Annotated in this window: 18 protein-coding genes; 6 read left to right on the top strand and 12 right to left on the bottom strand. The window is 72.0% G+C overall.

What is annotated here, in order from left to right; genetic code table 11:
• Positions 1 to 4: 4 nt before the first annotated feature.
• From ABD817_RS08970 to ABD817_RS08980, 3 genes are read right to left on the bottom strand one after another with little or no spacing between them, the layout of a single operon-like run.
• On the bottom strand, positions 5 to 1,054 hold the full coding sequence (locus tag ABD817_RS08970) for an ABC transporter permease subunit (protein ID WP_344916940.1): 1,050 nt from the start codon (positions 1,052 to 1,054) through the stop codon (positions 5 to 7).
• Positions 1,054 to 2,064 carry an ABC transporter permease gene (locus ABD817_RS08975; RefSeq protein WP_344916942.1) on the bottom strand — a complete coding sequence of 337 codons (1,011 nt, stop codon included), beginning with the start codon at positions 2,062 to 2,064 and terminating at the stop codon, positions 1,054 to 1,056. The genes ABD817_RS08970 and ABD817_RS08975 overlap by 1 nt, the downstream gene beginning before the upstream one ends.
• Positions 2,065 to 2,067: 3 nt before the next feature.
• On the bottom strand, positions 2,068 to 3,705 hold the full coding sequence (locus tag ABD817_RS08980) for an ABC transporter substrate-binding protein (protein ID WP_344916947.1): 1,638 nt from the start codon (positions 3,703 to 3,705) through the stop codon (positions 2,068 to 2,070).
• Positions 3,706 to 4,182: 477 nt separating this feature from the next.
• Here ABD817_RS08980 and ABD817_RS08985 point away from each other — a divergent pair, with 477 nt between their 5' ends.
• Positions 4,183 to 4,371 carry a hypothetical protein gene (locus ABD817_RS08985; RefSeq protein ID WP_344916949.1) on the top strand — a complete coding sequence of 63 codons (189 nt, stop codon included), beginning with the start codon at positions 4,183 to 4,185 and terminating at the stop codon, positions 4,369 to 4,371.
• Between the two features lie 92 nt (positions 4,372 to 4,463).
• Here ABD817_RS08985 and ABD817_RS08990 read toward each other — a convergent pair whose 3' ends face one another.
• Positions 4,464 to 5,453, bottom strand: a complete 990-nt coding sequence (locus ABD817_RS08990) for a LacI family DNA-binding transcriptional regulator (RefSeq protein WP_344917261.1) — start codon at positions 5,451 to 5,453, stop codon at positions 4,464 to 4,466.
• Between the two features lie 304 nt (positions 5,454 to 5,757).
• Between ABD817_RS08990 and ABD817_RS08995 the strand changes: the two genes are divergently transcribed.
• Complete coding sequence (locus ABD817_RS08995) at positions 5,758 to 6,825, top strand: TerC family protein (RefSeq protein WP_344916951.1); 1,068 nt, start codon at positions 5,758 to 5,760, stop codon at positions 6,823 to 6,825.
• A 205-nt stretch (positions 6,826 to 7,030) separates the two neighbouring features.
• Here the strand turns inward: ABD817_RS08995 and ABD817_RS09000 are convergent, their stop codons facing one another.
• From ABD817_RS09000 to ABD817_RS09020, 6 genes are all read right to left on the bottom strand, one after another.
• Positions 7,031 to 7,747: a maleylpyruvate isomerase family mycothiol-dependent enzyme gene (locus ABD817_RS09000; RefSeq protein WP_344916954.1), complete on the bottom strand. Its 717-nt coding sequence runs from the start codon at positions 7,745 to 7,747 to the stop codon at positions 7,031 to 7,033.
• A gap of 412 nt (positions 7,748 to 8,159) precedes the next feature.
• Positions 8,160 to 9,668: a DUF1996 domain-containing protein gene (locus tag ABD817_RS09005; protein ID WP_344916956.1), complete on the bottom strand. Its 1,509-nt coding sequence runs from the start codon at positions 9,666 to 9,668 to the stop codon at positions 8,160 to 8,162.
• 436 nt (positions 9,669 to 10,104) lie between these two features.
• Positions 10,105 to 11,649 carry a serine/threonine-protein kinase gene (locus ABD817_RS09010; RefSeq protein ID WP_344916958.1) on the bottom strand — a complete coding sequence of 515 codons (1,545 nt, stop codon included), beginning with the start codon at positions 11,647 to 11,649 and terminating at the stop codon, positions 10,105 to 10,107.
• Positions 11,650 to 11,838: 189 nt separating this feature from the next.
• Positions 11,839 to 11,931 carry a phosphatase domain-containing protein gene (locus tag ABD817_RS39735; protein ID WP_486389320.1) on the bottom strand — a complete coding sequence of 31 codons (93 nt, stop codon included), beginning with the start codon at positions 11,929 to 11,931 and terminating at the stop codon, positions 11,839 to 11,841.
• A gap of 125 nt (positions 11,932 to 12,056) precedes the next feature.
• Positions 12,057 to 12,626, bottom strand: a complete 570-nt coding sequence (locus ABD817_RS09015; RefSeq protein ID WP_344916960.1) for a dihydrofolate reductase family protein — start codon at positions 12,624 to 12,626, stop codon at positions 12,057 to 12,059.
• A 36-nt stretch (positions 12,627 to 12,662) separates the two neighbouring features.
• On the bottom strand, positions 12,663 to 13,259 hold the full coding sequence (locus ABD817_RS09020) for an NADPH-dependent FMN reductase (RefSeq protein WP_344916962.1): 597 nt from the start codon (positions 13,257 to 13,259) through the stop codon (positions 12,663 to 12,665).
• 149 nt (positions 13,260 to 13,408) lie between these two features.
• Between ABD817_RS09020 and ABD817_RS09025 the strand changes: the two genes are divergently transcribed.
• From ABD817_RS09025 to ABD817_RS09035, 3 genes are read left to right on the top strand one after another with little or no spacing between them, the layout of a single operon-like run.
• Positions 13,409 to 16,864: an AfsR/SARP family transcriptional regulator gene (locus ABD817_RS09025; protein ID WP_344916964.1), complete on the top strand. Its 3,456-nt coding sequence runs from the start codon at positions 13,409 to 13,411 to the stop codon at positions 16,862 to 16,864.
• Between the two features lie 60 nt (positions 16,865 to 16,924).
• On the top strand, positions 16,925 to 17,656 hold the full coding sequence (locus tag ABD817_RS09030) for a TetR/AcrR family transcriptional regulator (RefSeq protein WP_344916965.1): 732 nt from the start codon (positions 16,925 to 16,927) through the stop codon (positions 17,654 to 17,656).
• A gap of 35 nt (positions 17,657 to 17,691) precedes the next feature.
• The gene (locus ABD817_RS09035; RefSeq protein WP_344916967.1) at positions 17,692 to 19,815 is read left to right on the top strand and encodes an SDR family NAD(P)-dependent oxidoreductase; all 2,124 of its coding nucleotides are present in this window, start codon (positions 17,692 to 17,694) and stop codon (positions 19,813 to 19,815) included.
• Positions 19,816 to 19,919: 104 nt separating this feature from the next.
• On the opposite strand, the gene ABD817_RS09040 is transcribed toward ABD817_RS09035, so the two are convergent.
• Entirely contained in the window at positions 19,920 to 20,603 is a 684-nt protein-coding gene (locus tag ABD817_RS09040; protein ID WP_344916969.1) for an ArsR/SmtB family transcription factor, read from the bottom strand.
• Positions 20,604 to 20,608: 5 nt separating this feature from the next.
• Positions 20,609 to 21,097: a cupin domain-containing protein gene (locus tag ABD817_RS09045; RefSeq protein WP_344917263.1), complete on the bottom strand. Its 489-nt coding sequence runs from the start codon at positions 21,095 to 21,097 to the stop codon at positions 20,609 to 20,611.
• 60 nt (positions 21,098 to 21,157) lie between these two features.
• Here ABD817_RS09045 and ABD817_RS09050 point away from each other — a divergent pair, with 60 nt between their 5' ends.
• Positions 21,158 to 21,325, top strand: a complete 168-nt coding sequence (locus tag ABD817_RS09050; protein WP_344916971.1) for a hypothetical protein — start codon at positions 21,158 to 21,160, stop codon at positions 21,323 to 21,325.
• Positions 21,326 to 21,517 lie beyond the last annotated feature (192 nt).

The raw sequence follows: 21,517 nt of genomic DNA on the forward strand, positions 1-21,517 counted from the left end.
TCCGTCACCTCCTCGTGGAGTCGGCGCGTTCCTGGAGGCCCTCACCGAGGAGGCTGAAGCCCAGGACGCAGATCAGCAGGAAGAGGCCGGGCGGTACCGAGGTCCACCACCGGCCGGAGACGACGTCGCCGGTGCCGAGGCTGATCATGGCCCCCCACTCGGCGGTGGGCACCGGCACGCCGAGCCCGAGGAAGGACAGCCCGGCCAGCGTGAGCATCGCCCAGCCGCAGTTCAGCGGGGCGATGACGCGCACCGGCGTCAGGCTGTTGGGCAGGACGTGCCGCCAGAGCACCCCCCAGAAGGAGGAGCCGGAGACGCGGGACGCCTCCACGAAGGGCAGTTCCCTGATGGAGCGCACCTCGGCCCGCACCAGCCGGGCGTACGCGGGCGCGTTCACCAGGGCGATCACCACGACCAGGTTCGCGGTCCCGCCGCCGAGCAGCGCGGCCACCGCGAGGGCCAGGATGAAGGTGGGGAACGCCTGAAAGACGTCGAGCACCCGCATCAGCACGTCGTCCGGCCAGCCGCCCCGGTATCCGGCGACCAGGCCGACGAGGCTGCCCGCGACCACGGCCAGGGCGACCGCGGCGACCGCGATGCCGATGTCGAGCCTCGCGGCGTGCAGGACGCGGCTCCACACGTCCATGCCGTTGAGGTCGGTGCCCAGCGGGTGGGCACCCCCCGGCGGCGCGAGGGACGCGAGGGGGTCGATCTCCTCGGGGCCCCACGCGCTCAGCAGCGGCGCGAACACGACCGCCACGGCGACCAGCACCAGGACCGCGGACCCGGCCGTGATCAGGGACGACGCGAAACGACGGTCCCCACCGGCCTCCCGGACGCGCACCGTCTTCGAGGTGCGGGCCGTCTTCGAGGTGCGCGCGGGATCCGGGGTACGCGCCTCGCCGGGCTTCCGTACGCGTCCGGCGTCGATCTCGGCGGCACGTCTGACTCCGGCCTCGGGGACGCGTCCGGCTCCGGCCTCGGGGACGTGCTCGGCTCCGGCCTCGGGGACGCGTCCGGCTCCGGCCTCGGGGGCGTGTTCGGCGTCGGGCATCAGATCCTCACTCTCGGGTCGAGGACCGCCTGCACGACGTCGGCGACGAGGAACACCACCACGTAGAACAGCGCGATCACGAGCACCGACGCCTGCACCACCGGGTAGTCCCGGTAGAGCAGGCCGCGCAGCGCCCACTGCCCGAAGCCCTGCCAGGAGAAGACGTACTCCACGAGGACGGTCGAGCCGATGGAGAAGCCGAACACCAGGGCGGCCAGCGCGGGGAGCCGCACCAGCGCGGCCCGTACCAGGTAGCCGCGGAGCAGCAGCCGGTCCCCGAGCCCGTGCGCGGCGGCGGCCGCGTACGCCTCGGAGGCCAGCACCTCCAGCGCGGAGGCCCGGACGCTGCGCAGCAGCGGCGCGACGATGACGATCACCAGCGTGGCCACCGGCAGCACGAGGTGCTGCAGCGCGGAGACGAACGCGGGACCGTTCGCCGTCAGCGCCGCGTCGAGCAGGTCGGCGCCGGTGATCAGGCTGAGATCGGTGTCGGGGTCCACCCGGCCGCTGGGCGCCGGGAACCAGCCCAGGACGCTGTAGCCGACGAGGACCAGCACCAGGCCGAGCCAGAACTCCGGCACCGAGTTGCCGACGAGCGCCGCGACGCGGACGGTGTGGTCGCCGAACCGGCCCGCGTTCCGCGCCGACCAGATGCCGAGCACCGTGGCCAGTACCAGCGCCACGGCCAGCGCGATCACCACGAGCTCCACGGTCGGCCCGAAGCGCACGGCCATCTCGGAGCCCACGGAGGCACCGCTCTGGATGGAGGTGCCGAAGTCACCGGTGAACAGTCCCCCGGCGTAGTCGAGGAACTGCCGCCACAGGGGCTGGTCCAGCCCGAACCTGGCCCGCGCGGCGGCGGCGTCGGCCTCCGTGGCGTTGGGGCCGAGGATGGTACGGATCGGGTCGCCCGGCAGGACCCTGACGAGGAGGAAGGTCAGGACGACCACCCCGAGGAGCACCGGGACGAGCTGGAGCAGCCGTCTGAGGAGGAACCGGAGGACGCGCATGGGCTACCTGGCGACGCTCAGGTAGCGCAGCCGGGCCAGACCGTCCATCGGCTGGACCCACCCCGCCACCTCCTCCCTGACGGGGAGGTTGAAGTTGGGCTGGCAGACGACGACCCACGGCACGTCCCCGGCCAGGATCTCCTGCACGCGCAGCCAGAGCTTGGCGCGCCCGGCCTCGTCGACGACGGTGTGGGAGTCCTCGAAGATCTTCTCGATCTCGTCGTTGACGTAGTTGGAGTAGTTGAGGCTGGCGCCCTTGGTGAAGCTGGTCCCGAGCATGTACTCCACGTCGTTGACCCAGAGCTGGCCCACGGTGATCTGCAGCGGGATGTTCTTCTTCTCCCTGCGCTCGGCGAGCGTGGCGGGGTCGAGCGGGGTGAGCTTGAGCTCGATGCCCGCCTTCCTGGCCTCGCTCTGCACCAGGACGGCGATCTGCTGCTGCTCCTCGCTGTCGGTCTGGAAGACCAGCTCGGAGGCGACCGAGGTCTTGCCCGCCCCGGCCAGCGTCTCCTTGGCCTTGGCTACGTCGTAGGCGTAGGGGTAGCCGGTCTCGGAGTAGCCGGGCATGTCCAGCGGGACGACGCTCCTGGCGGGCCGCGCGTCGCCGCCGTAGACGTTGGCGATGATCTGTTCGTACGGGACGGCGTGGGCGAGCGCCTTGCGGACCGCGGGGTCGTCGAAGGGAGCGGTGGTCACCGACATCTGGATGGCGACCTGGTTGTTGCTCGGCGCGGAGATGACCTTGATGCCCGGGGTGGTCTTGAGGTCCTTGATGTCGCGCTGGCCGATCCCGAAGGCGATGTCGATGTCGCCGTTCTGCAGCTGGAGGCGCTGGTTGGCGGCGGAGGGGACCACGGTGAGCCTGATCTCGGAGCTCTTGGCGCCGTCGGCGCCGGGGTAGCCGGTGTTGGCGGTGAGCAGGATCTCCTGCCCCTGGACCGCCTTGCCCACGTTGAAGTAGCCCCCGGTCGGCGGGTTCTTGGCGAACCACTCCTTGGCCCAGGGGTCGTCGCCGGTGGCGTGTTTCTTGGCCTCCTCGGAGTCGAAGACGTACAGCGAGATGGCCTGGATCTGCCGGGTGAGGGCGCTGGGGAACGCCTGGGTGAACGTCACGGTGTAGTCGTCGACCACCTCGACCTGGTCGGCCTCGGTGAGCCCGATCAGCCGGTAGATCCCGGCGACGTTGGCCTTCGCGGCGAAGGCGCGGTCCTTGGACCACTTGACGTCCCTGGCGGTCATCTCGTTGCCGCTGGCGAACTTCACGCCCTTGCGCAGCTTGAGGGTCCAGACCTTGTTGTCGGCGTCGGGCTCGAAGGACTCGGCGAAGGCCGGGGCGATGGCCTCGGTGTCGAGGATCTGGCCGCCGCCGACCGAGGTGACCCCGTAGTCGACCATGTAGGGGAAGACGTTCTTGTAGAGCATCAGCGCGGTCAGGTCGAACCCGACGAAGTCCTGGTCCCAGCTGCTCAGGTAGCTGCCCACCGCGATCCGCAGCGCCGAGGCGGCGGGGGCGGCGCTCCCGCCGGGGGCGGCACTCGCCGCGGGGGTGCCTGAGCCGCCCGCCTTGGTGCCCGCGGCGCACCCGGTCGCGAGGAGGAGAGCGACCCCACCCCCGAGTTGCAGGATCGACCGGCGGGACAAAGTATGAGATACCGGACCGTGGGGGTGAGAGAAACCGGGCATCGCAGTCCTCCAGGGGCCATGAGGGATAGGCCGCGAGGTTAGCGGATCGCTCCACTGACGGCCCATCCGACCTGCATGTGCCGTTTGTTCTATCAGACCTGAGTTTAGTGAACAAGGGATCGATATTTGTTCACGAGCAAAAGCCGTGCTCAGAAAGGCAACCGAGCAGCTCAGAGATCAATTGCACGGGGTCATGTTCACTGAATTTCACAAGAACGACGCCCGGATGTGACCGGCGCTCCCTACCCTGTCGACAGGGCCGGGCACACCCCCGGGATCCCGCCCTCACGCGCGAGCGGACCGGTTCACGCGGCGCGTGATTACATCGCCCAGGACGGGCAGGACATAACCGGGGCGAGGACGGGTTCGACCGGATCCGGGTCTCGACCACCGTGCCGCCGAGCCCCCGGCGGTGCCGCCTGCGGGAGTGAGCCGATGTTCTCCGTACCTGTACCCGTACTGCTCGTCGTGACCGCCACGGCCCTGATCGCGGCGCTGGCCTGCGCGCTCGCCCTGGTGGCCGGGTCCGCCTGGGCTCCCTCCCTGCTCAGCGGCGTCGCGGCGGGCGCGGCGACCGTCAGCGTGCTCTCTCGCCTGCTGGACGACAGCTACGACAGCGACTGACCGTCACCACGCCCTCCGCTCCGTACGCGGTCCCGCTGGCCCGCTGGCCCACGTACGGGCCAGGGACGACGCGCGGGGAACGGCAGGCGAGTTCAGGTACGAAACGGCGCGGTGCTGGCCCTCGGCACGAACCTCGGCGGGACGACATGTCGCTCCCGGGACCATTCCGCTCCCGCCTCCATCCGCCTGAGCAGCACCTCGATGCTGTACTTCCCCACCGCCCCGAAATCCTGCCTGATCGTGGTGAGCGGCGGAGTGAAGAACTCCGACTCGGGGATGTCGTCGAACCCCACGACGCTGATCTGCTCGGGCACCCGCACGCCCAGTTCGGCGAAGGCCCGCAGCGCCCCGAGTGCCATCTGGTCGTTGGCGACGAACACCGCGGTGACGCCCGGCGTCGCCGCCAGGCGCAGCCCGGCCTCGTAGCCGGAGCGCGGGCTCCAGTCGCCGGACAGCGACTCGGGGATCGGACGGCCCTCGGCGGTCAGCACCTCGCGCCAGCCGTCGACGCGCCCCTCGGCCTCCAGCCAGTCCGCCGGACCGGCGATGTGCCACACGGTCTCGTGACCGAGGTCGAGCAGGTGCCGGGTGGCCAGGCGGGCGCCCTCGACCTGGTCGACGCTGACCACCGACACGTCGCCCGCGTGGCTGCCCTCGACGGCCACGACGGGGATGTCGGTGGGCACACCGGCCAGCGCGGGGGCGGCCGAGCGCTGCGGCGCGACCACCACGATGCCGTCGACGGCCTGCTCGGCCAGGTAGCCGAGCGCGTCGCGCACGCCCGCGGTGTCGATGGTCTTGAGGCTGACCATGCTGACGAAGTAACCCGCCGCCCTGGCCGCCTGCTCGATGCCGTAGACCGTGCTCGCGGGTCCGTACAGGGTCGTGTCGAAGCCGACCACGCCGAGGGTGCGCGTGTGCCTCGTGACCAGGGCGCGGGCGACCATGTTGCGCCGGTATCCGAGCTCGCGGATCGCCGCCAGCACCCGGTCGCGGGTCTCGGCGCGGACGTTGGGGTGGTCGTTGAGCACGCGCGAGACCGTCTGGTGCGACACCCCGGCCCTCGTGGCGACGTCCGCCATCACCGGCGGACGACGTCCGAGGCTCGGGCTCACTGATCGGCTCCTTCCGGCGGCTTGGGACAGACTGTGATCACTAACAACACCCCACGTCAAGCGCCTCGGACATCACATTCCGATCACTCGCAGATCATCCGTTGACGTCCACTGCGAAGGACGCTGTGTGTCCGCTTGTTCACAGTTCAACCTCGACATCATGTGCTCGCGCCTCTCCGCGCCGCCGGGGCGGGTCCGCCGGTGGTCACCGGGTGTGGAGGTCCACGCCCGGGGTAAAGCGAGTGATCTCGACAGGCAAGAGGGGACACGGATGGCGATCGACTCGGTGGGTATGTGGATCGCGGTCATCGCGCTGGTGGTGGTGCTGCTCGCCCTCGACTTCGTGGTGGCGGCGCGCCGCCCGCACGCGGTGGGCATGCGCGAGGCCACCGCCTGGACGGTCTTCTACATCGGCGTGGCCATAGCCTTCGGCTTGGTCCTGTGGTGGCTGGCCGGGTCGGGGCTCGCGACGGAGTACTTCGCCGGATGGATGGTGGAGAAGAGCCTCTCCGTCGACAACCTCTTCGTCTTCGTCATCATCATGGCGCGGTTCTCGGTGCCCGAGGAGCACCAGCAGAAGGTGCTGCTCTTCGGCATCGCCACCGCCCTGGTGCTGCGCGCCATTCTCATCGCGGTCGGCGCGGCGGCCATCGCCCTCTTCTCCTTCACGTTCCTGATCTTCGGCCTGCTCCTGATCTGGACGGCGGTCCAGCTCGTCCGGCACAGGAACCAGGACCCCGACGTCGAGAACAACCCCCTGATCCGCCGCGCGGGCAAGGTGCTGCCGGTCAGCGACGACATGCACGGCGGCAGGCTCGTCGCCCGCGAGGACGGCAAGCGGGTGGTCACGCCGCTGTTCGTGGTCTTCCTCGCCATCGGGAGCACCGACCTGCTGTTCGCCCTCGACTCCATTCCCGCCGTCTTCGGCGTCACCCAGCACCCGCTCATCGTCTTCGCCGCCAACGCCTTCGCGCTGCTGGGGCTGCGCGCCCTGTACTTCCTGATCGAGGGCCTGCTCGAACGCCTGGTCTACCTGTCGATCGGCCTCGCGGTCATCCTCGGCTTCATCGGCCTCAAACTCATCCTGTCGTTCCTGCACGAGGACGTCTCGAAGTCCTTCCCCGAGGTCCCGACCCCGGTCTCCCTCGGCGTGATCTTCCTGGTGCTGCTGGTCACCGTCATCGCCAGCCTGCGGAGGGTGCGCGCGCACCCGGAGGAGCGCGCGCACGCGGGCACCCTGCACCGGATGCGCCGCAAGGACGGGCAGCCGGGCCGGGACGGGAGCGAGAGCCGGGGACAGGAGGGCCGTTCCGGCCGACGGGGATCCACCGACGACTGAGAGGCCGGATCCCCCGCGAGCGGATGTCTCGCCGACGGATTTCCTACGAACGGATCCCCGTCGGCGAGTATCTCCTCGGATTTCCTCAGACCTCCTCGGACCTCCTCGGACCTCCTCGGACCTCCTTGGAGGCGGACGCTCCGGCGAACCGGCGCCGTACCGGATGGCTCCCCGGCGGAGAACCACGCGAGCGGGTCGCCGCCGCTCAGGCCAGGCAGCGCAGGGCGGCCTTCAGCCTGCGGTCGAGGGGATGGTCGTCCGGCAGGCGGCCGACCGTCGCCTCCACGAACACGGGGATCGGCAGCCGCTCGCTCATCCCGTCCACGCGCACCCGGGCCTCGTCGCCGGTCAGCTCGACCTGGACCTTCGAGTCCTGCTCGGCGAGCACGAACACGCCCACCCGCGCCCGCCATCCGGCCCGCTCCCCGGCCTCCTCCTCCGCGACGGGCGCGCCGACGTCGTCGGCGTGGGTGGCGTACTCGGAGGCGTAGTGGAAGGTCTGCGACCCCACCGGGTACGGCCCGGCGAAGGTCGGCAACGGGGCCTCATAGCCGAGCGCGCGCATCCGCTCGCGCGTGTCCCCGTTCTCACGCCGCCACTCCTGGAGCACCTCCTCGACCGGAAGGCCACGGCGTCTCTCCACACACCACTCGTTGAAACCGTCGAAACCGCCTCCCACGCCCTCGCGCCGGAGCATCGCGGTGAAACCGTCGATGTCGTCGTCCAGGCAGGCGTGGTTGTACAGCTCCTCCCCCGCCAGGTGCCCCAGCACGTCCCGCACCGACCAGCCGTCCGCCCGCGAGGGGCGGTTCCAGCCCTGCGCGTCAAGTCCCGCGAAGTAGCGGTCAAGGCGTTCCGCCTCGGCGTCGAAGACGTCGAACGGGTCGAGTCCCACCAGGGGATCCTTCGATTCGTTGGTCATGCCCCAGCCGTACCCGGAGAACGGCGAACATCTCCTCGTCGAGCCGCCTGACCGCCGCACGCGGCCACCCGGTCACGGAGGCGAGGATCGTCTCCCGGGTCCGGGCAGGGTCGAGTGAGGTTCCCTTGGCCACGGGCATGATCAAGACGCTTCGATCTCTTGTCGCGGCGAGACCGTACCGACCCGGGCGTCCACCGCGACGACACGAGGAGGGATCCTCGCCGCGCTAGCCCTCGACCGGAACGGTCCGCCAGGTTGGGGTGGGGACCGGTCCGGCCGCTCGCGTACGAGCGGAGGGAAACACGGCCGCGCGGCCGTTGATCGATCACCGCTACACGCACCGTGCCGGTGACCCCGCGAAACGCGGGATCACCGGCACGGCATGTCATGTGGGACTAGCGACCGGGGTCGGTCACTTCTTCCAGCCCGGCGTGACGCCGCACTTGGCCTTCGCGTTGAGGCAGATCTTCACGAGCGCGCCGAGGTCCTCCGGCTTCCAGGCGTTCATGAAGTCCCCGTGAATCGAGGAGGGCATGCCCGACGACAGCGTCAGGCCGTCACCGCCGAGGGAGTCGTAGCCGAGCATGAACGAGAGGTTCGGGACCGCGACCGGGTAGTCGCCGGAGCACGTGCCGTTCTTGGCCGGTCCCATGTGCGACTTGTGGTCGGGCGAGTCGATGTGCTTGCCGTCCCAGCAGTCCTGGAACGTCAGCTGGTAGATCAGGTTGCCGCCCGGGGCGCAGACGGGCCAGTTGCCGTCGGCGCTGCGGCCGGTCTCCGCGCTACCGGCGCACCAGAACTGGCCGGAGGCACCCTTCGGCGTCGCCACCTGCCGCTTCGCGTCACCCTGCACCACGCGCAGGCCCGGCGGGAACGGCACGACCTCCGACGGGTCCTTGAGCCGGGAGCCGTAGTACACGCGGAAGTTCTCCATCGGGACCGGCTTGCCGTTCTTCAGCAGGGTCGGTGCCCAGTAGGCGCTGTTGTCCCCGGGAGCGTCACAGGTCGTGGTGCTCTTGAGCAGGTCCTCGGTCGTGGTGTCCGCCGTCACCTTCGGGCCGAAGAAGGTGTGCAGGTGGGAGGCGCCGGGCAGGCCGGGCAGCACGACCGGGTCGTCCTTGGCCTCGTTGGCCACCGTGCAGTTGGTGTGGAACTCGGGGACCCGCACGATGTTCGCGGGGACCGCTTCGGGCGCGACCTTGTTGTACGCGTCCAGGGTCTTCTTCCACTCGGCCTGGTTCACCGGCACCCAACCGGCGGTGGGCGGGGCGACGGTCGGGGTGGTGCTCGGCTTCGGCTGGGTTGTCGAGGTCGAGGTCGGAGTGGGGGTGGGCTTCGGCTGGGTCGTCGACGTCGGGGTCGGGGTGGGGGTCGGGTTCGAGGTGCCCGAGCCGGTGCCGAAGACCTGGAACTCCCACAGCGAGACGCCGTACCGGCCGGACCGCTTGGTCGCGTACAGCCGCACGAACCGGCCGGTGGCCGACACGTTGATGGTCTGGACACCGCCCTTGCCCGCCGTGGTGCTGTACACCGTCTTCCAGGGGCCGTCACCGTCGGTGGCGGTCTGGATCTGGAACGCCGTGGCGTAGGCGTTCTCCCAGTTGATGACGATCTTCTTGATGGCGGTGGACTTTCCAAGGTCGACCGCGAGCCACTGCGGGTCGCTGAACTTGCTGCCCCAGCGGGTACCGGCCTTGCCGTCGAAGGCGGCCGCGGCCGACAGGTCACCGCGCTCCGCCGAGGAGGCGATGGCGTTACGGCCCTGCGAGAGGGGCACCTCGGCCGCGGCGGCCGGGGAGGCGGCGCTCACCATGGAGGTGCTCAGGAGGCCGACGAGAACACCGGCCAGCGACAGGCTGCGGACCTGACGTCCAATGGACGCGCGTCCGGCTCGGATGCCGCGCGAGGCGGTTGTGCTCATAGTGAATGAAGTCCTTGTCCTGTTGGGAACTCGTGGAGGGGACGTCCGGCGGCGCTCGCAGGCGCCGCTACACAGGAGACCCGCAGGCCACGGGTGGATAACGAAAACTTCGGAAAAACTCGAAACGTCTTGTCGCCCGTCCCACACACGTCCCACACACGTCCCGCACCCGTCCCGCGCCCGGACCGCGCCCGGCCCGCCTCCGTCCTTCGCCCGACCCGCGCCCGGCCCGTCTTCCGAACGGTGACCGGAAGGCCGACACCGGTCTCCTCATTCGCGCATTTGGGTGCGAATGGCCCGGGTCCGCCGCCTGCCGACGACGACGCGACCAGCGACCGGCAGGGAGCGGAGCACGATACCCGCAACCGGTGGCCGGTCGGTGAGTCCCGGTCCCCTGTGGGACCGGAAAGCGACGCGCGGGCGAATCCTTCACGCCTTAGTCATCGTCATCGTCATCGTCGTCTCCCCCGGAGTGGTGGCGACGGGACCCCGCGTCCCTGCCGTCCAGCGGGAAGACGAACCCGGAGTCGCGCAGGAAGTCGATGAGCGGACCGTCGAAGGCGAGCCTGCCCCTGCGCCGCGCCTCGGACAGGTCCCGGCCGAGTCGGCGCAGTTCGTCGCGCGCCTTCTCGTTCTCGCCCCGCTGAAGGTCCTGGGCCACTCTGGAGACCCTCTCGCGGATCTCGCGGGCCACCCTGGGGTCGATCTTCCCCTGGCGCTCCTGATCGGTGACCGCCCGGTGGAAGACCGGCAGCAGTGTCTGCCATCCGGTCGCCGCCGGTGGTGACCGGATCGGTATCGGGGACGGCGCCGTGGACACGCTCACCGAGACGGCCGGTGTGGGTGACGGCGACACGGGCCGCTCCGGAGGCCGCGTCTCGGACGGCACCGCCGCGATCGAGGACGACACCGCCGAGGTGACCTGCCCGGCCGGGTCCGACGGCGCCAGCGCCCAGAGGGCCGTCGCCACCAGCACGGCCACCACGCCCAGCGCGATCGCGACGGACCGCCCGGGTGATCGCCCCCGCACGAGCGCGGAGAGGGCACCGGACACGGGCTCCGGCACCCACCCGGCCGCCGGCGGCACAGCGCCGGACGCGGATGCCGTTCCCGGTCTGGCCGTCGCCGGCACCGGTCCCGGCCTGGGCACCGGCGGCGCGGTGTCGCGGGTGGGCGACGCGTGGCGGGCCGTCGCGGTGACCTGGCGGACCACCTCTCCCCCGGTCGGCCGCGCGGCGGGATCCTTCTCCAGCAGGGCGAGAACCAGTCTCTCCAGCTCCACCGGGACATCGGGCCGGTACCGCCTGGGCGGGTCCGGCCGGTCGCGGACGTGCTGGGAGATCACCTCCGTCGCCGCGCCGACGAACGGGGGCCGCCCGCACAGCAGCTCGTAGCAGACGCAGCCGAGCGCGTACATGTCGGAGGCCGTGTTTCCCGGCTCGCCGAGGATCTGCTCGGGAGACAGGTAGGCGGCCGTGCCGATGACGCTTCCCACCGAGGTCAGCCGCATCGCGGCCTCGGTCGCGACCCTGGCGGTACCGAAGTCGAGAACCTTGAGCGCGCCCCCCGCGCCCAGGTGCAGGTTCGCGGGCTTGACGTCGCGGTGCACGACCCCGGCCCGGTGCGCGGCGTCCAACCCGAGCGCGGCCTGCCTGACCAGGTGGCACGTCTCGGACACGCTCAGCGGCCCCCGCCCGGCCAGCTCCGCGGCGAGGTCCCGGCCGGTCAGCAACTCCATCACCAGGTACGGACGGGCCTCGTGCTCGCCCATGTCGAGCACCGTCACCACGTTGGGATGGACGACGCGCGCGGCGGTCCTGGCCTCCCGGGCGAACCTCTCACGCGTCGCGGCGTCGGCCACCTCCGGCGACAGGATCTTGACCGCCACCGCCCAGCCCGGCCTCAGGTCGTAACCGCGCCAGACCTCGCCCGTGCCGCCCCGGCCGATCAGCTCGTCCAGCCGGTATCGACCGGCGAGCACGGCCGCTGTCCCTTCCCAAACGCCCACGATCCCCGCCATCGATTATGAGCCCGACAATTGGCACACAACTATATGAGCGGAGGTTCCGACCTGCGGATATACGTCCCAAATCCTCTCTGAGCTGGGTTTTTCCATCCTGTCGGGCCTCATCGAGCCGTAGGCGATCCCGGGGCGCCGCTGGAACGCCGGTCAGTAGTCGCCTTCGGCGACCTGGAGGACGGTCAGGCCAAGGGATCGCCACATGCGGACGACGCCTGCCCGGTCCCCGATGACCGCCGCGATGCTCCCCTCATCGCGTCGCCCCCCGCCGTGGCCTCACGCACGCCGACTTCGCCGCCATCACCGATTGGCTGGTACGCGCGTAGCCGGTCGGGCCGCGTGCGCCCCCGGGACTCCGGCCGGGTCGCTCAGCCGGTGGCCGCCCGGTCTCCGGCCGCGTTCACCGGACGGTAGGTGAGGGCGATGAGGCCGGTGTCGAACGTCGTGTTGTCCACGAGCTCCAGGCTCGCCGTGACGTCCTCCCCCCGGAACAGCCGCTGCCCCTTACCGACGATGACGGGGGAGACCAGGAGCCGGTACTCGTCGAGCAGGCCGTGCTCCATGAGCGTGTCGGTGAGCCGGCCACAGCCCCAGATCATGATGTTCCCTCCGGGCCGCCGCTTCAGTTCGGTCGCCGTGGCGACGAGGTCGTCGCCGTGGACGATGGTCGAGGGCTCCCACTCGGCCTTCTCCAGGGTCGAGGAGACCACGTACTTCTCCATGGCGTTCACGTGGTCGGCGTAGGGGTTGCTCCTGCCGGGCCAGGCCTGGGCCATGCCCACGTAGGTGACCCGTCCCAGCAGCAGGGTGTCGCTGGTGAGCACAAGGTCCATGGAGTACTTCTGCACCGCCTCGTTCGAGTACGGCATGGACCACAGGTGGGGGTTGTCGATGAAGCCGTCGAGGCTGGTGTGGGTCTTGGCGATGATCTTCCGCATGGTTTCCTCCGTGTCGTTCACGTTGAAAAGGGGTGCTCAGGTGACGTACGGGCTCCTGGCTCGGGCGTCGCGCAGGGCGCGGGCCCACCAGGTCAGCCGGTCGAGCGTGGTCCGCACCGCGGTGTTGCACTCCGCGGTGGCCCTGGGCCAGGTGCCGTCGGTGGCGAAGAGGTCCCAGTAGCGGGGCAGGGTGACGGCGTCGCGGATGGCCACGGAGTGCAGTTCGGTGAATACCTGGCGGAGCTGGTCGACCGCGTGCAGGCCGCCGGAGTCCCTGCCGTAGGCGACGAAGGCGACGGGCTTGGCCTGCCACTCCTCGTGGTACCAGTCGATGGCGGTCTTCAGCGGGGCCGGGAAGCTCCGGTTGTACTCGGGGGTGACCACGACGAAGGCGTCGGCCGCCGCCAGCCTCGGCGCCAGGGCGGCCACCTCGGCAGGAACGGGCCCGTCCTGGTCGTTGAGGGTCTGCGGCAGGCCGGTCTCGGCCAGGTCGATCAGGTCGACGTCCAGATCGCCGCGCCTGCGGGCCCGAGCGGTGAACCAGCCCGCCACGGTGGGCCCGAACCGGCCGTCGCGGGTGCTCCCGATGATGACCGCCAGCCGCAGCCGGTCGTCCCCCGGCGTCTCCGCCATCTCCGTACCTCCCTCGTGTCCCGCTCGATCCGACGTGTCCTCAGCGTGCCGCACCCCTTTTACGGAAAAGCTCCCGCCGTTTTACGGCCGGATCGGGGGGCGCGAAAACCGTGGTGAGGCGACAGGTGGGCGGGGTTATCGTGGCCCTCATGCGTTTCGGGGTGCTTGGGCCGCTGGCCGTGTGGACGACCTCCGGCGAACCGGTGGCGATCCCCGGGCTGAAGGTCCGCACCCTGCTGGCCGACCTCCTCGTCCACGAGGGACGCCCGGTGCCCGCCGACCGGCTCATCGACGACCTGTGGGGCGACGACCCGCCCGGCAACCCGACCGGCGCCCTGGCCGCCAAGGTCTCGCAGCTGCGCAGGGTGCTGGAGGACGCCGAGCCCGGCTGCCGGGATCTGGGCGCCCGCCACCCCGCGGGCTACGTGATGAGAGCCGACACCGACGAGGCCGCCTTCCTGCGCCTGCTCGACGAGGCGGCCCTGACCGGGGACCTACCGGCCAGGGCGGCGCTGCTGGCCGACGCGCTGGCGTCGTGGCGCGGTCCCGCGTTCGCCGACTTCGGCGACGAGCCGTTCGCGCGCCCCGCGATCGCGCGGCTGGAGGAGCGGTGGCTCACCGCGCAGGAGGATCACGCGGAGGTACGGCTGGAGCTGGGCGAGCACGTCCGGCTCGCGGGAGAACTCGGCGACCTGCTCGCCGCGCACCCCCTCAGGGAGCGGCTGCGCGCCGCGCACATGCGTGCCCTGTACCGCTCCGGGCGGCAGAGCGAGGCACTGGACAGCTACGAGGAGCTGCGCGTCCTGCTCGCCGACGAGCTGGGCCTGGATCCGGGCGCCGACCTGGTCGCCCTGCATCGTGCCGTCCTCGCCCAGGACCCGGCCCTGGCCGCGCCCGGCCCTCTCCCGGACAGGCCCGGCACCAACCTCCCCGCGCCCCTCACCGACCTGGTCGGCAGGGAGGAGGCCGTCACCGGGATCCGCGCCCTGCTGGAGGCGGAACGGCTGGTGACGCTCACCGGTCCCGGCGGTGTGGGCAAGACCCGTCTGGCGATCGAGACCGCCAGACGGCTGACCGGTTCGGCTCCGCCCGGCATCGTGCGCGACGGGGTGTGGCTGGTCGAGCTGGCCGCGCTCGACCGCCCCGGCGACGAGGACGCGGTCCACCGGCTGGCTGAGACGATCATGACGGTGCTGGACGTCCAGGACACCGCGGGTGCCGCGCCGGTGACCGCCGCCGACCGGCTCACCGAGGCGCTGCGCCCCCGGCGGCTGCTGCTGGTGCTGGACAACTGCGAGCACGTCGTCGAGCCGGTCGCCGAGCTGGCCGGAGCGCTGCTGCGCGCCGCCCCGGGGCTGCGGATCCTCGCGACCAGCCAGGAGCCGATCGCCCTGCCGGGCGAGGTGGTCTGGAGCGTCCCGCCGCTGGAGGTGCCCGGCAGCGCCGCCGACGACATCCCCGCGCTGGAGCGGACGGCTTCGGTACGGCTGTTCGTGGCACGCGCGTCCGCGGTGACCCAGGGGGCCCGGGGGGCCCGGGGGTTCGTCCTCGACGCGGACACCGCCCCGGCGGTCGCGGCGCTGTGCCGCAGGCTGGACGGCATCCCGCTGGCGCTGGAGCTGGCCGCAACGAGGGTCCCCGCCCTCGGGGTGCACGGTCTCGTCACCCGCCTCGACGACCGGTTCAGGCTGCTGTCCACCGGGCACCGGGGTGTCCCCCCGCGCCAGCAGACCCTGACGGCGATGATCGACTGGAGCTGGGACCTGCTGACCGACGCCGAACGCGCCGTCCTGCGCCGCCTCGCCGTGCACGCCGACGGCTGCACGATGGAGGCCGCCGAGGCCGTCTGCGCGGAGGACGACCTTCCGGCCTCGGACGTGCTCGACCTGGTGGCACGGCTGGTGAACCGGTCGCTGGTGGTCGTGGTGGACGGTGCCGACGGGCCGAGATACCGGTTGCTGGAGTCGGTGGCGGCGTACTGCGTCGAGCGCCTCCAGCACTCCGGGGAGTACGAGCGGGTGCGGCGGCGGCACCTGCGCCACTACATCGGCCTCGCCGAGCGGGCCGAGCCGCGCCTCTACGAGGCGGACCAGCGGCACTGGCTGCGGCGCCTCGACGCCGACGCCGCGAACCTCCGCGCCGCGCTGAACGCGGCCGTCAGGGACGGCGACGCGGACGGCGCGCTGCGCCTCGTCGGCGCGATGGCCTGGTACTGGTTCCTGCGCGGCCGGCTGACCGAGGCCCACCGATCCCTCGCGGCGGCACTCGCCGTCCCCTGCGGGTCCCCCGGAGCCATTCCTTCCGGGTCCCCCGGAGCCGTTCCCCGCGGATCCCCCGGCACCGTCCCCGGCGAATCGTCCGGCGCCATCTCCGGCGGATCCCTCGGCGCCGTCCCCCCGGGCGACGAATCCGCGGGCGTGCCGTTCGCCGCGCTCCGGGCCAGGGCCCTCACCTGGAGGGCGGTGATCGTGTTCCTCCGCGGCGACGTTGCCGCCGCCGACCGGGAGGACCTCCGCCGGACCGCCCTGGAGGCGTACGAGGAGGCGGGCGATCCCGACGGGCGGGCCAGGGCGTGGTGGATCCTCGCCTACGCGGGGGTCGACCTCGGCGACCTGTCCGTCGCCGGAGACCTGCTGGACCGGGCACTGCCCGCCTTCGAGGCGCTCGGCGACCGGTGGGGAACGGCCGCGGCCCTCGCCCTGCGGGCCAAGCTCGCGCACGTACGCGGTGACCTGGACGGGCTCGGACGCGACGGCGAGCGCAGCGCGCGGATCTTCGGCGAGCTCGGGGAGCGCTGGGGGCGGCTGGAGTCCGGCGGCTGGCTCGGCGCGCTGGCCGAGATGACCGGTGACCTCGACCGGGCCGAACGGCTGCAGCGCGACGGCATGCGCCTGGCCGAGGAGCTCGGGCTGTGGACGGAGTTCGCCGGACGGCTGGGCTGGCTGGGCTGGATCGCGCTGCAGCGCGGCGACTACGCGCGGGCGGCGGAGTCGAGCGAGAGGTCGCTGCGGCTCGCCGTGGAGCAGGGCCACCGGGCCGGGCAGACCTTCGCCCGGATGGGACTGGCCTTCGCCGCGCGCAGGGACGGCCGCCTCGACGTCGCGGAGACCCACCTGCGCGACGTGCTGGACGGTACCCCGCCCGACGCCGGGGAGCCGCCGCCGTACCTCCCGATGGTCGTGACCGAGCTCGGTTTCGTCGCCGAGCGGCGCGGCGACGCGGCGGCGGCCCTCACCCTGCATCTCTCGGCCCTCGATCTCGTCGCCAGGCTCGACGGGACCCGGGAGATGACGATCTCCGTGTACGGCCTGGCCGGGGCCCTCGCCGTCGCCGGACATCACGACCGCGCCGCCCTGCTCCTGGGCGCGGGCGGCGCGACCCTCGCGTCGGGCTCCGTGCCCCTGACCCCGCTGGAGAGCGGCGACGCCGACCGGATCACCGCGCGGGTCCGTGACGCGCTGGGCGAGGAGCGCTTCGCCACCGAATCCGGACGTGGCGCTTCGCTCACCGCCGAGCAGGTCAGATCCCTGGCCGTCATACCGGACGCACGCGTCCCCGCCGGACCAGGGGGCGAACCCCCGGGGCGTGCCCACTCGGATCAGTGAATCCACTCCTTGATGGATTATGAGGCCGGGCGATCCCGGCAGGCTGGCAGACTGTCGGGCATGAGGAAGAGCACGGAGAACAAAGGAGGCGAGGAAGGCGAGGGGAACGTCTCCGCGCCCCGGGCGCGCCGCAGGGGACGCCCGCCCAGGGACCACTCGGCGCCGTCCACCCCCGACCGCATCCTCGCCGAGGCGACGGACCTCTTCGCCCGGCACGGGGCCGACGGCGTCTCCATGCGCGACATCGCCACCCGGGTCGGGATCGACGTCTCCAGCGTGCACCACCACTTCCCGTCGAAGGCGTCCCTGTACGACGCCTGCTTCGCCCGCGTCTTCGAGCTGGAGCAGGCGACGCTGACGCCGCCGGTGCGCGCCTTCCTCGCCGCCGTGCGCTCCGAACCGGCGGGCGACGTCGTGGGTGCCATGCACGACCTGGTGGACGCGTTCGTCGACTTCCTCGACGAGCATCCCCAGACCACGTTCCTGTGGCTGCGGCGCTGGCTGGACCCCAGCCTCCACCTGTCCCTGGACGAGGCGTACTCGCTGCCGATCTACGGCGAGATCGAGCGCGCCCTGCTGGACGCGGCCACCCGCGGCCTCGTCGTCGAGCCGACGCCGCACATCACCGTGCGCAGCCTGGTCTGGGCGGCCCACGGCCACGTGACCGCGCTGAGCGCCCGCGGCGGCGACGCCGTGACCGCCGACCGCGAGAGGCGCGAGTTCCGCGCCTACGCCCACCGCTTCGTCGACCGGCTCTACGCGACCCCTGGCGGGGGCGGCTCCACGGGTTAATATTCCATCATCCGATGGAATATGGGAGGCAACGGATGCGCACAGGGGAACCGGGCCGGGGGGTGACCGCCGTCGTCGGCGGTGGGGCGGCGGGGATAGCGGCGGCCAAGGCCCTCGTCGAGGCCGGTCTGCCCGTCCTCGGCGTCGAGCGCGCCGCGTCCCTCGGCGGCCTGTGGCGGCTGGACGACGACACCGCGTCCTACGAGGGCCTCCGCCTCAACACGAGCAAACCGCGCACGGAGTTCTCCGACTTCCCGATGCCCGCCGAGTGGCCCGACTACCCGACCCGCGCCCAGATGCTCGAATACCTGCGGTCGTACGCCGACCGCTTCGGGGTCGGCGAGCACTTCCGGTTCGGCACGACGCTCGAATCGGCGCGGCGTATCGGGGGGCGCACCGGGGACGGCTGGGAGCTGGAGCTGACCGGTCCCGGCGGGCCGTACCGCGAGACGGTGGAGCACCTGGTGGTGGCGAACGGCCACAACCACGAGCCCCTGCTCCCCGAGCCTCCGTACCCGGGGACGTTCACCGGCACCGCGTCGCACGCGCACGACTACGTCACCCCCGCCGACCTGGCCGGGAGGCGCGTGCTCGTCGTGGGCACCGGCAACTCCGCGATGGACATCGCCGCCGAACTCGCCGACCACGCGTCCGCCGTGCTGCTGTCGGCCAGGCGAGGCGTCTGGGTGCTGCCCAAGCGGCTGCTGGGCCGCCCCTCCGACCAGCTCAACGGCGCCCTCGCGGCCCTGCTCCCCTGGCGGGTGCGGCAGGTGGTCTCCCAGGCGGTGCTCAGGGTCGCCGACAGGAAACCCGCCGGGCCGCGCCTCCCCGCTCCCCGCCGGGGCGTGCTCCAGGACCACCCCACCCTGAGCGACTCCGTTCCCCGGCTGATCGCGGAGGGAAGGGTGCTCGCGCGCCAGGGCATCGCGCGCCTGGACGGCTCGCGGGTCCATTTCGCCGACGGCCGGGTGGACGAGGTTGACCACATCGTCTGGTGCACCGGCTACCGGGCCGTGACGCCGTTCCTCGACGCCGCCACGGCGCCCGACCCGGCGAGCATGCTGCTCTACCGGCACGTCTTCCCCATCGGCGACGACACGATCAGCTACGTCGGGCTGATGCAGTCGACCGGTTCTGCGCTGCCCGTCGTCGAGGCGCAGGGCCGCCTCGTCGCCGCCGTACGCGCGGGAACCCACCGGCTGCCCGACCCCGGGACCGCGCGGAGGATCGCCGCCGCCGAACTCGACGCCGCCCGCGACCGCTGGGGACAGCGCAGGCCCCACATGCGGATCGACGTCGACCAGTATCTCCGCGTCATGGACCGTGAGCTGCGCGCCTCCCCGTCCCGCGCGCTGGCCGGGCGCAGGATCCTGGTCACCGGCGCGGCGGGCACCTTCGGCAGGGCGATGAGCGCGCGGTTCACCGCCCTGGGCGCGCGCGTGGTCGGCCTGGACATCGCCCGCCCCGGCGACTCCGACATCCCGATCATCGCGTGCGACATCACCTCACAGGAGTCCGTCGACGCCGCGGTGACCGAGGCCGCGGCCCTGCTCGGCGGCATCGACCTGCTCGTCAACAACGCGGGCCGGGGCGGGCCCGCCCCGGCCGAGCTCGCCCCCGGCGAGGAGGTCGAGGCGCAGCTGCGGCTGAACCTCCTCGGCGCCTGGCGCGTGACGGCGACGGTCATGCCCCACCTGGTACGCACGCGCGGGCGGGTGGTCTTCGTCGCCTCGCGGATGGCGGTCCTGCCACTGCCGCTGGCGGCGGCGTACGGCGTCTCCAAGCGCGCCCTCGCGGCCTACGCCGACGCGCTCCGGCTGGAGGTCGGCACGCACGTCGGTGTGACGACGGTCTACCCGAGCATGGTCCGCAGCCCGATCCACGACAGTACGCGGCAGGCCGGGCTGTCCCTGGACGCGGTGTCCAGACCGGAGCCCGTCGAAGGGGTGGTCGACGCGATCGTCCGCGCCGTCACCGCCCGCCGCGCCCCGCGCGACGTGGCGACCACCGTCAGGGGACGCGTGGAGATGATGGTCGGCAGGCACGCCCCCTCCCTGGCCGACCGCCTCGTCCGCCGCACCGTCGCCGCCCGCGTGGCGGCAGGCGACTTCGCGAACGCCCCTCTCGCGGCGGGGATGGTGAGCAGGCACCGGAGCTAGAAGACCCGGCGAGCACGTTCGCGAGCCCCTGCCCGCCCCGTTCTTTCACGGCGACGACGAGGAGGAGGTGGTCGCCGCCCCGCGACGGTGCCACGGGCGACCCGTCACGGGGCGGAGAGGCGGGGACCGGTCTGCAGCCGGTTGCCCGTACGCCGCCAGCGGGCGAGTCCGCCGTCCAGCGGGCGCGCGTGGAAACCCCGCTCGCGCAGCAGTCGTACGGCCTCCGGGGAGACCGCGCAGTAGGGTCCGCCGCAGTAGGCCACGATCTCGGCGTCCCTGGGAAGCTCGTCGAGACGGTCGCGCAGCTCGGCGAGGGGCACCGAGACCGCCCCCGGCACGTGGCCTCGGGCGTGGTCGGCCGCGGAGCGGACATCGACGATCACGACGCCGGACTCGGGGTCGGCGAGACGCGCGGCGAGCTCGCCCGCGGTCACCGGCTCCAGTACGGCGGGGTCGCCGAGGTGTTCGGACACCGCCTCCCGCAGGTCGGCGAGCCTCTCCCCGGCGAAGTCCTGCAGCTCGTCCAGGAACCGCGAGACCCGCTCGTCGGCGAGCCGGTAGTAGACCCGCGTACCGTCCTTGCGGCTCGTCACCAGATGGGCGGCGCGGAGCTGCTGCAGCTGGGCCGAGGTGTTCTTCAGCGGGACGTCCGCCGCCTCGGACAGCTGCTCGACGGTGCGTTCCCCCTGGTCGAGCACGTCGAGCAGCCTGAGCCGCACCGGACTGGCCAGCGTCTTCCCGATCCGCGCCAGCTGCCGGTAGATCGGTTCCTCGCGAAACTCCGCCATGGCCGTCAGACCATGTACTGGTCGTGGCGGAGGTAGAGGTCCGTCCACTCCGCGTCGCTGAGCCGGCGCCCCTCGGCCGCGATCTCGGCGAGTTCCCCGAAGTACGCCTCGCGCGGTGCCCCCGGCGCGAAGAGCAGCAGCATCGAGGCCGGTTCGCCGGACTCGTTGCGGAAACTGTGTATCCCGCCCGCCGGGACGTACAGGAAGTCTCCCGCCGTCGCGTCGGTCCAGCCCTTCCCGTCGAAGAGCCGCACCGTCCCGGACAGCACGAAGAAGGACTCGGAGATCGTCCGGTGGAAGTGGGGCGACGGGCCGGACGGCTTCGGTCCCATGTCCCAGCGGTACAGGCCGAACTGCCCGTCCGTCGAGGCGCCGGTGCCCAGGTGGTGCACCGCCGTGCCGCCGATCGTCAGGTCCGGTCCCGCGCTCGCCGGCCGGAAGACCCCGCTGCTCTCCCCCGCCTCGCCCAGGTAACGAGCCTCCGGGTACGACATCTCGATCACCACTCCTTCACACCAATATTCCAAAGAACTATAGAATACAGCGACAACGGGTTGGAAGGCTCACGCGATCGGCTGTGGCCCCGATCTCGCCTCCGGGAGAAGGAACACCCCGGCGCCGACCTCGTCGCCGCCCCCCGGCCCAAGGCCCGGGACAGGTCCTACGGGGCCGTGATGTCCGGCGACGTCCCCGAGAAGGGCCTGGACCGGCAGCACCGCTGACACGCCCGGCGGCGGGACGCCTTCTCCGAGGGGACGTCCCGTCCGGCGGTCAAGCTTTCACCCGCGGAACGTCAACACCTCCCGGAGACGGCGAGAACGACGGGACCACGGCCCCCTCGGCGGCCGTACCCGCTCCCCTCACAGGCTTCGACCGGACCCCGGGCCGGTGGCGATGGTGGCACGATGGATCCC

It is taken from the genome of Streptosporangium oxazolinicum, assembly GCF_039537505.1.
Taxonomy (GTDB): Bacteria; Actinomycetota; Actinomycetes; order Streptosporangiales; family Streptosporangiaceae; genus Streptosporangium; species Streptosporangium oxazolinicum.

What these genes read in the sequence shown, in the direction of transcription:
- ABD817_RS08970 (WP_344916940.1), bottom strand. Translation starts at nt 1,054, where the DNA reads ATGCCCGACGCCGAACACGCCCCCGAGGCCGGAGCCGGACGCGTCCCC.
- ABD817_RS08975 (WP_344916942.1), bottom strand. Translation starts at nt 2,064, where the DNA reads ATGCGCGTCCTCCGGTTCCTCCTCAGACGGCTGCTCCAGCTCGTCCCG.
- ABD817_RS08985 (WP_344916949.1), top strand. Translation starts at nt 4,183, where the DNA reads ATGTTCTCCGTACCTGTACCCGTACTGCTCGTCGTGACCGCCACGGCC.
- ABD817_RS08990 (WP_344917261.1), bottom strand. Translation starts at nt 5,453, where the DNA reads ATGGCGGACGTCGCCACGAGGGCCGGGGTGTCGCACCAGACGGTCTCG.
- ABD817_RS08995 (WP_344916951.1), top strand. Translation starts at nt 5,758, where the DNA reads ATGGCGATCGACTCGGTGGGTATGTGGATCGCGGTCATCGCGCTGGTG.
- ABD817_RS09000 (WP_344916954.1), bottom strand. Translation starts at nt 7,747, where the DNA reads ATGACCAACGAATCGAAGGATCCCCTGGTGGGACTCGACCCGTTCGAC.
- ABD817_RS09005 (WP_344916956.1), bottom strand. Translation starts at nt 9,668, where the DNA reads ATGAGCACAACCGCCTCGCGCGGCATCCGAGCCGGACGCGCGTCCATT.
- ABD817_RS09015 (WP_344916960.1), bottom strand. Translation starts at nt 12,626, where the DNA reads ATGCGGAAGATCATCGCCAAGACCCACACCAGCCTCGACGGCTTCATC.
- ABD817_RS09020 (WP_344916962.1), bottom strand. Translation starts at nt 13,259, where the DNA reads ATGGCGGAGACGCCGGGGGACGACCGGCTGCGGCTGGCGGTCATCATC.
- ABD817_RS09025 (WP_344916964.1), top strand. Translation starts at nt 13,409, where the DNA reads ATGCGTTTCGGGGTGCTTGGGCCGCTGGCCGTGTGGACGACCTCCGGC.
- ABD817_RS09030 (WP_344916965.1), top strand. Translation starts at nt 16,925, where the DNA reads ATGAGGAAGAGCACGGAGAACAAAGGAGGCGAGGAAGGCGAGGGGAAC.
- ABD817_RS09035 (WP_344916967.1), top strand. Translation starts at nt 17,692, where the DNA reads ATGCGCACAGGGGAACCGGGCCGGGGGGTGACCGCCGTCGTCGGCGGT.
- ABD817_RS09040 (WP_344916969.1), bottom strand. Translation starts at nt 20,603, where the DNA reads ATGGCGGAGTTTCGCGAGGAACCGATCTACCGGCAGCTGGCGCGGATC.
- ABD817_RS09045 (WP_344917263.1), bottom strand. Translation starts at nt 21,097, where the DNA reads ATGTCGTACCCGGAGGCTCGTTACCTGGGCGAGGCGGGGGAGAGCAGC.